Annotated in this window: 13 protein-coding genes and 1 tRNA gene; 9 read left to right on the top strand and 5 right to left on the bottom strand. The window is 44.8% G+C overall.

Features of this window, described 5'->3' with window-relative positions; translation table 11 throughout:
• Nucleotides 1–24: 24 nt before the first annotated feature.
• Nucleotides 25–552 carry a HEAT repeat domain-containing protein gene (locus tag IT291_04850; GenBank protein MCC6220554.1) on the top strand — a complete coding sequence of 176 codons (528 nt, stop codon included), beginning with the start codon at nt 25–27 and terminating at the stop codon, nt 550–552.
• A gap of 42 nt (nt 553–594) precedes the next feature.
• Here IT291_04850 and IT291_04845 read toward each other — a convergent pair whose 3' ends face one another.
• Genes IT291_04845 through IT291_04825 form a run of 5 tightly spaced genes read right to left on the bottom strand, consistent with a single transcriptional unit; the run spans nt 595 to nt 5,075 of the window.
• Nucleotides 595–1,284 (bottom strand): ABC transporter ATP-binding protein, encoded by a 690-nt coding sequence (locus IT291_04845; protein ID MCC6220553.1) that lies wholly within the window; start codon nt 1,282–1,284, stop codon nt 595–597.
• A gap of 13 nt (nt 1,285–1,297) precedes the next feature.
• A complete protein-coding gene (locus IT291_04840; protein MCC6220552.1) occupies nt 1,298–2,509 on the bottom strand; it encodes an ABC transporter permease in 1,212 nt (403 codons plus the stop codon).
• Between the two features lie 30 nt (nt 2,510–2,539).
• Complete coding sequence (locus tag IT291_04835) at nt 2,540–3,781, bottom strand: ABC transporter permease (GenBank protein ID MCC6220551.1); 1,242 nt, start codon at nt 3,779–3,781, stop codon at nt 2,540–2,542.
• Between the two features lie 14 nt (nt 3,782–3,795).
• The gene (locus IT291_04830) at nt 3,796–4,560 is read right to left on the bottom strand and encodes an outer membrane lipoprotein-sorting protein (GenBank protein MCC6220550.1); all 765 of its coding nucleotides are present in this window, start codon (nt 4,558–4,560) and stop codon (nt 3,796–3,798) included.
• A 2-nt stretch (nt 4,561–4,562) separates the two neighbouring features.
• Nucleotides 4,563–5,075, bottom strand: a complete 513-nt coding sequence (locus IT291_04825) for a phosphatidylglycerophosphatase A (protein MCC6220549.1) — start codon at nt 5,073–5,075, stop codon at nt 4,563–4,565.
• 108 nt (nt 5,076–5,183) lie between these two features.
• On the opposite strand from IT291_04825, the gene IT291_04820 reads away from it, so the two are divergent.
• From IT291_04820 to IT291_04785, 8 genes are all read left to right on the top strand, one after another.
• Nucleotides 5,184–6,014, top strand: coding sequence for an MBL fold metallo-hydrolase (locus IT291_04820; GenBank protein ID MCC6220548.1), 831 nt, complete (start codon nt 5,184–5,186; stop codon nt 6,012–6,014).
• A 32-nt stretch (nt 6,015–6,046) separates the two neighbouring features.
• Nucleotides 6,047–7,816: a glycosyltransferase family 39 protein gene (locus IT291_04815; protein MCC6220547.1), complete on the top strand. Its 1,770-nt coding sequence runs from the start codon at nt 6,047–6,049 to the stop codon at nt 7,814–7,816.
• A 121-nt stretch (nt 7,817–7,937) separates the two neighbouring features.
• Nucleotides 7,938–8,023 (top strand) — tRNA-Leu (locus tag IT291_04810).
• A 202-nt stretch (nt 8,024–8,225) separates the two neighbouring features.
• Nucleotides 8,226–8,561 carry a hypothetical protein gene (locus IT291_04805; GenBank protein MCC6220546.1) on the top strand — a complete coding sequence of 112 codons (336 nt, stop codon included), beginning with the start codon at nt 8,226–8,228 and terminating at the stop codon, nt 8,559–8,561.
• A 90-nt stretch (nt 8,562–8,651) separates the two neighbouring features.
• The gene (locus IT291_04800) at nt 8,652–9,419 is read left to right on the top strand and encodes an integrase (protein MCC6220545.1); all 768 of its coding nucleotides are present in this window, start codon (nt 8,652–8,654) and stop codon (nt 9,417–9,419) included.
• A gap of 68 nt (nt 9,420–9,487) precedes the next feature.
• Nucleotides 9,488–10,225, top strand: a complete 738-nt coding sequence (locus tag IT291_04795) for a TIGR04255 family protein (protein ID MCC6220544.1) — start codon at nt 9,488–9,490, stop codon at nt 10,223–10,225.
• Between the two features lie 6 nt (nt 10,226–10,231).
• Nucleotides 10,232–10,651: a hypothetical protein gene (locus IT291_04790; protein MCC6220543.1), complete on the top strand. Its 420-nt coding sequence runs from the start codon at nt 10,232–10,234 to the stop codon at nt 10,649–10,651.
• Nucleotides 10,648–11,079, top strand: coding sequence for a PIN domain-containing protein (locus IT291_04785; GenBank protein MCC6220542.1), 432 nt, complete (start codon nt 10,648–10,650; stop codon nt 11,077–11,079). The genes IT291_04790 and IT291_04785 overlap by 4 nt, the downstream gene beginning before the upstream one ends.
• The last annotated feature ends 270 nt before the right edge of the window (nt 11,080–11,349 follow it).

Raw genomic sequence — 11,349 nt, 5'->3', positions numbered from 1 at the left:
GCGCATTAGGGATTGAGTAGCGATATGTTTTTTAGAAACGTTTTCTATGTGTTTTGTGCGTTGTTACTGATGTTCGCGAGTAGTTCTTGCGTCCTGATTCTTCCTTTTATGGAGCTCGAGAATGGTTCTGCTAGTTCCGAAGAAGCCTGTCTTGTGGATGCAGAGCCAGAGATACTGCGCATTGCTAAACCTAAACTCAATAAGGCTATAAATCGCGATGCTGTTCTCATTGCGAAATACATGAAGGAATTACATGACAAGGATGCGGCGGTGCGAACGAGAGCTGCTTCATCCCTTGGTTCGCTTGGAGCGAAGGCTAAAAAGGCAGTTCCACTTCTAATTGCCTCTCTAGATGATGAGAGTAAGCATGTGCGCCGAGCGTCGGCAAAGTCACTTGGAAAAATCCATTCGCCCGAAGCCGTTTCGCCGTTAATTCGCACGTTGCGCGACAGGGACTGGTTTGTGGCACATTCGGCTGCAAATGCGCTTAAGAATTTTAATACCTCTCAAGCGAGGAGAGCGTTAGTGGCGTATCGAAGTAAAAACCCCTAGTAGCCATATGGCGGCAGTGGTAGGGGTTGTTTTGCCGCTAATTTACTTTCTTGTGTCGTCTGACACTATCTTCCCATCGTGAAGGCGAATTAAGCGTTTTGCATAATTCATGACTAACTGATCGTGAGTTGAGAAGATGAACGTAATGGAATGTTCTTCATTTAGCTCTAGCATCATGTCCATTAGTTCTGCTGCGGTTTTAGAATCCAAATTAGCTGTCGGTTCGTCAGCTAGAATTAAGCTTGGAAATGTAACAATAGCTCGAGCTATGGCCACGCGCTGTTGCTGGCCACCAGAAAGTTCCCCTGGGCGTCTATCTTCGAGCCCGGAAAGGCCGACTTCGCGCAGTACGAGCATGGCGCGTTCTCTGCGTTCCTTTGCCCTGATGCCTTGAAGCTGCATAATGAATTCTACGTTTTCGCATGCGCTAAGTACTGGCAATAGGTTGTAAGATTGAAAAACAAAACCAATGGAATGGAGCCTCAAGCGCGCCAATTCTGCTTGGCTCATATGGTTGAGAAGTCTACCGGCAATACGGATTTCACCGCTGCTCGAAATGTCTAGCCCGCCGAGCAAGTTTAGTAGCGTAGTTTTGCCTGACCCCGAGGGCCCGCATAAGCTAATAAACTCTCCGCCCTCAATGTTTAGATTGATGTCAACCAAAGCTTTCACCTCGTTCGGGCCCTGCAAGTAGGATTTGCATACGTTTTGACAAGTAACTGACTTTATCATGGCAAGTAAGTCCCTATTGTTTTCGCATTGCTTCTACCGGAGTGAACCTAGATGCTCGCCATGCCGGATAAACACTACTAATCATTCCCAGCAGGAAAACCATCAAATTAATTGCGAAACAGTCTGAAACGCGAAGCGTCGGGTACAACACGCTGCGCAGCCCGGCAAGTTGTGTTCCTTCGGCAAATCGGCTTAAATCGATACCATCCCGAAGCCAGTAAATGTTTAGCCACCCAAGCAAGTTGCCGCTAATAGCACCCGCTAGCAATAGAAAAAAAGACTCGCCTAAAATCTGCATGCAAATTGTCTTTCGATCCATGCCAATCGCTAACAGAAGACCAAATTCTCTCACGCGCTCGTAGATAGCCATAAAAAGCGTATTGATGAGACCAAAAGATACTGTAACTATTACTATAGAAAACCATAGGAGCAAAAATCCGTTTTGTATCCTGACAGTAGCCTGAATAAGTGGCTGAAGAACCGTCCAGGGCTTTATGTCAAGCCGCGGTGCCGCTGTTTTTAACTCCTTCAGGATTTCGCCCATATTTACTTCGCTGCGTAGAAGGAGCGATATTTCTGAAATAGCTTCCTCTAGTCCTAAGAATTTTCTAGCTGCGCCGATTGTCAAGAATGCATAACCTAGCTCTGTGCTTTCAAGGGCAGCCTCGAAAAGTCCTACGACCTTAAAACCGCGATCCACGAGTTCATTGCGTTCATTTTGACTTATTATAACTACGCGCTTCCCTAGCTTAGTCTTTAATCGCTGCGCAAGTTTTGCGCCGAGAATTACACCTTCTTCTGCGTCGGTGCTGAAATAGTGGCCTTTGGCTACAGCTTTGCCTATAAACGAGAGGTCTTTTTCTCGATTGGGCTCAATTCCAACTAACATGACCCCAGAAGATTCGCGTTCGCTCATAACGACAGCTGGAACCCTAATGCGCGGCGCCCATGACTTTACTCTAGAGTCGTTTAGAACGTTCAGCAAAGAGCTTTCTGTCGGCGGCATGCTGTTATCTATGTTCGGATCATCTACATAATTTTTAGCGTGAACCTGTATGTGTCCAGTTAAGTTAGCGATGGCATCCTCCATGATTTGATCCACTACGCCTCTAGCCATAGCTGCAAACGCGAGCATCGACCACATGGCAGCCGCTATGGACAGTATCGTGAGCACCGTGCGCCTGGGATTCCTAAACAAATTTCTCAGGGCTAATTTAACGAGCAAGCGTTTCCTCACCTCAATTGGTAACGTTATCTAACGCCTTAGCGCATCCATGAGAGGAATTCTTTGGACATGCCATGCGGGAAAAAGCGCAGCTAGGAGAGAACTTAGCAGAATTAGTCCAGGGCCTAAAGTCAATGCGTCGACACTTAGCTGTGGTCTAATCACTGTTGGTAAATTCCACTGTTTCATAATTTCCTCGCTCCCAGGTATGCTAAAACCAAACACTTTATAATACCAAAGAATTAGAGCTCCTAGAGTTACGCCTATTGCCAGTGCCACTATGCTAAGCAAAACACATTCGACAATAATTAATGCGCCAAGGATTCCCCTATTAGCTCCAATAGCGAGCATAACTCCGAATTCATGAGTGCGCTCAATTGTCGACATTAGAAACGTATTGAGCACGGCAAACGCAACGACTAACACTAGCGTGGAGTAAAATAACCACCCAGATGCAATGTCTAGCTGCGCAGCCTGCTTTAAGCCAGGCAGTAGTTCGTCCCAACGAAGCGCCACTAGCTCGTTATGGCTATTAAACGAAAGCGACCGGAGCGAGTTTTGTATTGCGGCTTGCATAAAGGGAATGCCATCCAGGGACGCGCCTAAAACCACAATGCTATGGGCCCTATTCTCCATGGAATATGTCTCCGAAAAGAAGTTTAGTGGAATGCTAGCCATATTGCGATCTATATCAGCAGAACCGGTTTCAAAGATTCCAACTATATCGACAACAGTTGCGGCTAAAGAGCCGTCGAATGCCTGTCCGAGTAGCGTTAATTCTCTACCGACCTTTACTCTAAGATTGCGCGCCAATACTGCACCGATGACAATGGTATTGTAGTCGCCTTCTTGCAGATATCTACCCGAAACGATTTGCTTGGGGATGGTGGATAAAACAGGCTCCCTAGTTGCTTCTACGCCGTTAAGCTGAACACCGTAGCTTCGCTTCGCGGACGAAACTAGTGCAAAGCCGTGTGCGCGCACAGAGGTAGCCACGATGTTGGGAATAGTCCTAACAATTGAACTGACGTCATTTGGATTCTCAATTGTTAGTTCCATGCTTGGTGATTCCAGATAGCCGCGTGCCTGGATCTGCAAGTGACCATGGTATATGCTAACAGCCGCGTTTATAGCAGCGGTCCAGGAGCTAAGCTGTAATCCAACGAAGAATACTAAAGTGGTAGCAGCGACTACCATTCCAAGTATTGTAAGGAGAGTGCGCCTCGGGTTTCGCCAAATATTTCGCCATGCCATTTTTATAATAGTAAGCATAGTAATATTTTGCGCTACTGGCGAGGATGTCGCAAGTTTGAGAGAGTGAAAAATACATCGGGTATTTCGACGCCAAACCGTGCAGTGCTAGTTTCGATACGCGTCCAAGTATCGGCTTTCTCGATCTGTTCCATAACTATTACAGTCGCATACAGTTTGCCATCTAACGGCTTGATTTCTGCAGCTCTAAGTTTTTTTGTAAGGCGGCCATCTTGATCGTAAAAGGCATGCTCGAGAATGATGAAATCTTCGCGGATCAGCAGTATTTCCTTGCCCCAGACAACTGGGGCAGATTCGTGCGGATGAGATTCTACAGTGTAGACGATCTTGTCGTCTAGTCGTGTTGTCGCAACTATTTTGTGATCGTAGTGCTCGATAATGTCATCGGCTTTTGCCAAATCGTTATACGAAAAATCTGAGCCCATCCAGCTCTGGTGCATCATGCTAGGTGGAACTCGCACAATCTTGTTGATATTTGGCGTAAAGAGCCACATTTGGTTTCCCCGCGTAAGCGAAGCATTTCCTGCGTCTTTCGCTGGTGCGGTAAATCTAACCAAGGCGTTATCATCTCCTTCAGTCCATACCTTGACGCTCATCTCGCGTTCCCAGCGTGGGCGATGAATTGTCATTTTTGATTCGGAATATGAGGATCTGTCTCTCCAATAGTCGACTGCGGCTTTTACTAACTTATCTCCATCCAGAGCCGGGGCCGCATTGGAAACGTCGGGCAGCGCAATGGCAAAATAAAATCCGATTAACAACGCAAGCGTCTTCTTCATATTCATAGAAACCCATACACAATTATGCGAATTGCTATATTGGTGAATATGCCGGCTACGACGTCATCTAAAGTTATTCCCAAACCACCCCCTAAGCGTTCCAGTTGGCGAATTGGCGGTGGCTTGCCTATGTCGAATAGGCGAAAGAGCAGAAAAGCCGCGATAAAAATAGCTGTTGAGACTTCGACAAACAGAATGGCTACAAAATAGCCAGCAATCTCATCAATGACAACTTGTTTCGGATCCTTAGCCTTGTTCTCGTTTAAGTAGAGTTGGTATTGACATGCCCTATCGGAAACAAGAATCGAAAATGCAATAAAAACGGCCACGAAAAAAGCGGCGTAAGCACTTTGCCAAAAACCTGGGCATAATGTATGCGCAAATATTGCTAGGATTAAACCCACTACCGTTCCCCAAGTTCCTGGGGCAAAGGGAATGTATCCTGAGTAAAAACCACTTGCAAAAAAGTTGCATAGTGTTTTCTTCCAGTATCCTAATTCGCCTTTATTAAACATACTGCTATTCATGGTTTCTATAGAGAAATACTCTTTGCATAAAATACGATAGATATTATATTTTTTGCAAACGGCATAGTATATTATTAATTAGGGGGAAAGACTTAAATGCTTAGAGTTGGTCCATACGAAGTTAGTGTGTTGGTAGCGGACAGGTTGCGCTTGGATGGGGGCGCTATGTTTGGTGCTATACCTAAGACCTTATGGGAGCGGAGCATTGCTGCGGACGAGAAGAATAGGATTCAGTTAGTGTGTAGGTTGTTGGTTTTGAAGAGCTCGGAGCGGACTGTATTAGTAGATCTTGGCGTTGGAAGAAAATGGGATCAAAGGCGGCGAGATATTTATGCTATCGAGCATATTGTTGCTAAGCCGCTCCTCGAGGAAGTTGAGGGCGTGACAGACATAATTCTAACGCACCTACATTTTGACCATGTTGGTGGCATAAGCCATATTGGTGCCGATAACAGGCCAGTTTTGAGTGCGCCAAAGGCTAGAGTATATTTAAACAAAGTAAACTGGGAACATGCTCACAACTGCGGTTTGAGAGAGAAAGCGAGTTACTTGCCGGAAAATCTAGGGCCTCTGAGCAAAGCAGATTTGCGGTTCGTTGGCGATGGAGAGGAGATTTTGCCACAGATTAGAACTTTTTTTGCCAACGGACATACTCATGGATTGTGTTGGATTCAAGTTGGTGAGGGGACTGGCTCGGTTGTCTATCCATCTGACTTAATTCCTATGAGTCATCATGTTCCGATACCATATGTCATGGGGTACGATTTGTGCGCGGAGACTAGCATGCTTGAGAAAGAGCGGTTTCTGAAAGGGGCGGTTGAGGAGAATTGGATAGTTGTTTTCGAGCACGATCCTGATATTGCTGCGGCAACTGTTGTGAGGGACTCGAGTGGCAGATATTTGATCGGTGAGGTCGTTAGCATTTAGTTGTAATCTACGGTGTTATACCATTTGCAAAAATGTATTTTTCATCAAAAAAAGGTGACTTGGCGTATTTGTCCCTTCTAATCATTTGGGGGGCGGCGATTGCTTTTATTGGCTTAGGGGCTTTTGAATTTTTTCGACATACTGAGGCCGATCGCACATTGATTGGCTTGGAGATGCTTAGTAGTGGTAACTACCTCGTGCCGCATCTATTGGGTTCGGTAATTCTAACTAAGCCGCCTTTGTTTTATTGGCTAATTGCGGCAAGCATTGCGTTGTTTGGGCAGGTCAGCGAGTGGGTTGCACGATTTCCTTCTGCGGTTGCAGCGTTGATTTTGATTTGCTGCCAATATCTATTTTGGCGCCGTTCTGGGCATAGCAAAAATATTTCGACCCTGTCTGCGCTCATGCTTAGTTCTTGTCCGTTATTTTTTCAGCTTTCTAGTGTTGCTGAGATAGACATGGTTTTTGCGTTATTTTGTGCGATTTCTTTATATTCTGCCTATTTCGTGTTGGTGGAAGCTTCAAAATGGAGCTTGGTGATAAGTGGCATTGCGGCTGGTCTAGCATTTTTAACCAAAGGGCCGCCAATAGTATTTTTTTTAATTGCTTCTACTGTGTTGTTTTATATTTGGCTAAGGTTTAGGGGAATTGTTACGCCGTCAACTTCTTCGCTGTGGAGGTTTTTTTCGTGTGGGCTGGTGTGGGTTTGTACTTTTTTGTTTGTGGCGGGAATTTGGTTAGCGCTTGTGGCGAGCACAGTTGGGTGGGAGGCGTTGGTGCATCAGTTTCGAGTTGAGGTTGTAGAACGAGTTGTTAGCGCCAATACTCATTCTCGCGGTTTATTTTTTTATTTAGGAAGTCTTATTGGGGGGCTATCGCCGTGGAGCATTTTTTTATTGGGAGGCCTATTTGTTGCGCTTAAGTCAAGGCAGGAAGTTTTTAAGGAAGCAGCTTCAGCAATATCTTCTCATTTGTTGGTGTATAGCATGATTGTCGTGTTTAGCTCGATGTTAATGCTGTCTCTTGCTCAAGGCAAGTCGAGTCGTTATTTATTCCCGGTTTATCCGTTCGCTACTAATATTGCACTTTATTCTGCACTTGCGCTTCGCGGTTCCAACTTAGAGGCTATAGGTTTTAGTCTCTGCTCTTTGTTGGCGTGGATTGTTGGCATTGGCTTAATGGGCGCGGGTTTTTATTTAGGAATTTTTACTAATGTGTCTGGGGTGCATGGTGCTAAAGTTGTAATGGCTGGTGTTTGTCTTGGATCGGCCGTGTTCTTTTTTGCCCATGTATGCAGGAAGAGGGCTCGAATTTTCGTGATGGTTGCTCTTTTGCTTATCATGATTTGTATTCGTATGGCTCAAGTTACTGTATATGCATCAAACCGCAATGCAGAGCGTTCGGTAAAAGGTCTTGCTGCAAAGATTGACGAACTTGTGGCGCCTGGGAAGACAATTTACACTGTGGAGATGTTTGAGCGTTGGATTGTGTTTTATCTAGTTAAGCAGGGTAGGGTAGTTAGGCGACTTTCGCCGTCTTTGGTTTCTACTCTAAAGAACAGCTCTGAAGAGCAGTATATTCTGCTGAATTACGAAGAGGAACTTTGGCGCCTAAATCAGCTACGTTATTACGACAAGGACACAGAGGTTATTGCAACTATTGAGGATGGGCGAGAACGCCTGCTGTTAATAAAGGCGAGAAGCGATATTTTGGAGTATTTAGAACCCCACGAATACTTTCCAACTATTCCCACATTGCCCGCGGCTAACGCCGTATGGAAATCCCAGCAGTCGGGGGATTGAGTTAATAGTGGTTTTTCTGCTATGGTTCCCCATGTCAAACTCTCACGCGGGTCTGGCGGAATAGGTAGACGCACAGGATTTAAGAGAAAGTGAGTGAAGTGGTTTTGATGAAAAAACTTATGCCCGGATGGCGAAATTGGTAGACGCACAGGACTTAAAATCCTGGGTTGCGAAAGCGACGTGCCAGTTCGATTCTGGCTCTGGGCAGTAAAATCAAATAGTTGAGTCACTTTCTTTTGAGTCTTGAAGTTCAATCTCAGGATCAAAACTTGCTGAGTGAGAACGAACTTTGTGAGACAGAACGAGAAGATTTTCAGATTTGATTATTTTCTCAGTCATTCTCACTTAGGTTTGCTCATTCTTTTAACGATTATTCTCACTGACAACAATCGGTGGAAAAGGAGTGAGAATGAGCAAAGAAGATTTACATTACATCTGTGGCGACAGCATAGTTGTTTATAAGCGAGCAAAGAGCAGAACAGATTGCTGGTATGCTCGCGTAAAACTTGATCACAACAAACGTTGGAAGAAGTTCTCAACGAAGACTTGCGATCTTCAGGCGGCGTTAAAATATGCGGAGACGCAGTATCACGTTGTTAAGGAGTTACTGAAAAGCGGAGTTGCTGTTGAATCACGAAGATTTTCTTACATTGCTGATTTAGCCATTGAAGAGATGGAAGAAGAACTAAAAGCAGGCAGAGGTAAAGCAACTTACTATGATTACATTCGTATTATCAATCGCTAATCTCAGATCGTGATGCTCAAGAATGATGGGCTTAAAGGTGAACGGCGACCATATTTTGAGCTTCATGAATATCAGAAGCTTTACCGTTTCATGCGTAAGTGTGTGCGACTAAGCACCAAAGATTCCCCACAAGGTGGCGTTAAAAATCAGACCATCATGATCAGGGAGCTTCTTCGTGATTACGTACTCTTTCTCACAAATACTGGGCTTCGGCATGGAACAGAGACAAGGAATCTAAAGTGGAAACATATCTCTGAGAGTGTCATTGACGGTGAAACATACGTGATCATTAAGCTTGAGAGAGGAAAAACTGGCAGAAGGACAATCGTTTGTAAGCATAGCGTCAGACGATATTTGGAGCGTATTAGAGACATGTTTCCGCATTTAAAAAATCGAACCTTAAACCAGATGCTTGATGTAGATGAACCCGTTTTTAGATGTCGTGATGGTTCAGTTCCAAAAGATTGGCACGGGGCATTCAAGAACATGCTGATCAAAGCTGGTCTTTTAAATGACGTGAATGGGGCAAGACGCTCTCTGTATTCATTGCGGCATACCTACGCTACTTTTCAAATTTTGTATGGAAAACTAGATCTCCATACGCTGGCAAAGAACATGGGAACATCAATTGCGATGCTGGAGAGGCACTACTCTCACCTTGAAGTTCTTCATCGAGCAGAAGCTCTGGCGGGGAAACGATATGCGCAATCGAGGAGAAGGCAGGAAACAAAGATATTAGAGTTTAAAGACGCCGACTTGAAATTATTTGGAGTTCAGACTCCCAAGGAACTCGTTCAGCAAGTTGTAGATGGAACACAGATGATACTTCAGCGGGATCCAATGGGTGGTAAGGCTTAGAATTTACAATGTTCAAATCGCTTACAATATGATTTAATTAATGACGCAATATGGAGAATGTATAATTCGTGAATTCAGATCATCCAACATACCCTAACCCGACTATTCAGGAGGCTGTTATTGAGGTTCATTTTGAACGACCTAGCAACCAGCCGTGGTCGGCATCGAACTTTGCTTCTTACTTTGAAAAAGTTAAGGGCGACTACCCACTACTTGAGCCGGTGCAACAAGTTGGTTTTCAGATGCTCGTTGGTCCACAAGGGGTATCTCAGCAAATGGTTCCGGCAGAGCAAAGGATGAAATACACGCATAAAGATAATCAGTTTTTAATTCAACTGAGTGATCGGCTTTTTGTGCAGAATGTTCTGCCTAAGTACCCAAGTTGGAAGCTTGTGAAGGCATCGATTGAGGTTAACTGGAAAGCCTGTGTCGATACTATAGGGGAATGTAAGCCTAAGCGTGTGGGAATGAGGTACATCAATCGAATCCCACGAGGCTCTCCAACTGAAAAGCCCCGGGTTTGGTTCAAACCTAATGATTATATTGCAACATCGGCATTGGATTCTCTTGCGCCGGTTTTTAGTAGAGTTGAAACCAAGACAGATAGTGCGAATGTCACAATGGTTACCTTAGCGGAAGGTGAGAATGCTTTTATTCTCGACATAGATCGAGTTTTGTCTTGTCCCGAGACAATGAATTCGACAGATCTGATTTCGACGCTTGAAACCTTACATGATGGAGTGTGGGTAGTTTTCAAGAGTACTTGCAGTGATAAACTGGAAAGTTTGCTAAATCAAAAGAATTAAATCGAGATGGTGCAGAACGCAATTGATAGCCAAATAGCACGCAAGATAGAGGAGCGGTTTTTGACTCAAACCACTCTTAAGCGTTTGCGCTTAAACTTTGCTGAGTTTGAACAGCGTAGTCCCATTGGTTGGATTGCTGATACCTCGACTTCCACAGATGGTGGAGTTGTATTCGGAGCACTAATCAATGCTCTTTTTAGTGGTACTAGTACGCAGTCTGTTCAGCTTTACTATCATCACCCCATTGTAGACGGGCTCAAGAACGCCTTCACGAATGAAGCGCAAGCTCGCAAGAACCAAGAGGCAATCAATCTACTTCGAGCATGGAAGAAGCGAAATGCCATTACTGGAGATAATTCTTGGGAGCTAGTGAAGGCAGAGATAGAAGATGCTGCGTTGTCGGATAGGCGTCGTTTTGAAAAATGAAGATATTTCTTGATACCGGAGTATTGGGGCAACTTGTTCATGTCAACGAAGCTATGAAGGAAAGCGTAGTGGATTGGGCAATAACGATGCTTGAGAGAGGCGAAGAGCTTATTGTTCCTGAAATTGCAGATTACGAACTGCGGCGTGCACTATTGAAGATTGATTCCGTGCAAAGTCTCAAAGATTTAGATCAGTGGAATAAGACAGTCACTTACTTACCCATACGCACTACGCACATGCATAAAGCGGCGGAGCTATGGGCGCAGTGTAGAAAGGAGAACCGACCATTTGCAAAAGACGCAGCTTTGGATGGTGATGTTATTCTAATCGCTCAAACTCTTGAATACGCAGGAGCAGTGATTGCGACCACGAATGTTGGGCATCTTTCACAGTTGGCTGATGCCAGGCAGTGGTCTGATATAAACTAGTATTATTTCTCTAACCCAAGATACCCTCTAGGAACGGCGATACCGCATCACCCTATACACTGGGTGTACAAACCGAGGAACCCCGCACAAAATCGATCCACCACTGAAATGTGTAGGGTAGCTCACCCATCTGGACAGTCTGGACACACCGGAAACTGTATGGACTTCTTGCGAAATATCAAGTAACTTCAATGTCTTAGAAAGTTTTCGTGGCTCTGAATGTGAGTAATATCAGCAGCTTGTATTTAACCCGTTCAATTTTACGTGAGG

This window comes from Deltaproteobacteria bacterium, from assembly GCA_020845775.1.
In the GTDB taxonomy this organism is placed as follows: Bacteria; Bdellovibrionota_C; UBA2361; order SZUA-149; family JADLFC01; genus JADLFC01.
This window is presented reverse-complemented; position numbering and strand designations above follow the sequence as displayed.

Bases quoted from the DNA above. Each gene is read 5' to 3' on its own strand.
- IT291_04835 (MCC6220551.1), bottom strand. From the start codon at position 3,781: ATGCTTACTATTATAAAAATGGCATGGCGAAATATTTGGCGAAACCCG.
- IT291_04830 (MCC6220550.1), bottom strand. From the start codon at position 4,560: ATGAAGAAGACGCTTGCGTTGTTAATCGGATTTTATTTTGCCATTGCG.
- IT291_04790 (MCC6220543.1), top strand. From the start codon at position 10,232: ATGGTGCAGAACGCAATTGATAGCCAAATAGCACGCAAGATAGAGGAG.
- IT291_04845 (MCC6220553.1), bottom strand. From the start codon at position 1,284: ATGATAAAGTCAGTTACTTGTCAAAACGTATGCAAATCCTACTTGCAG.
- IT291_04785 (MCC6220542.1), top strand. From the start codon at position 10,648: ATGAAGATATTTCTTGATACCGGAGTATTGGGGCAACTTGTTCATGTC.
- IT291_04825 (MCC6220549.1), bottom strand. From the start codon at position 5,075: ATGTTTAATAAAGGCGAATTAGGATACTGGAAGAAAACACTATGCAAC.
- IT291_04850 (MCC6220554.1), top strand. From the start codon at position 25: ATGTTTTTTAGAAACGTTTTCTATGTGTTTTGTGCGTTGTTACTGATG.
- IT291_04820 (MCC6220548.1), top strand. From the start codon at position 5,184: ATGCTTAGAGTTGGTCCATACGAAGTTAGTGTGTTGGTAGCGGACAGG.
- IT291_04800 (MCC6220545.1), top strand. From the start codon at position 8,652: ATGCGTAAGTGTGTGCGACTAAGCACCAAAGATTCCCCACAAGGTGGC.
- IT291_04815 (MCC6220547.1), top strand. From the start codon at position 6,047: ATGTATTTTTCATCAAAAAAAGGTGACTTGGCGTATTTGTCCCTTCTA.
- IT291_04805 (MCC6220546.1), top strand. From the start codon at position 8,226: ATGAGCAAAGAAGATTTACATTACATCTGTGGCGACAGCATAGTTGTT.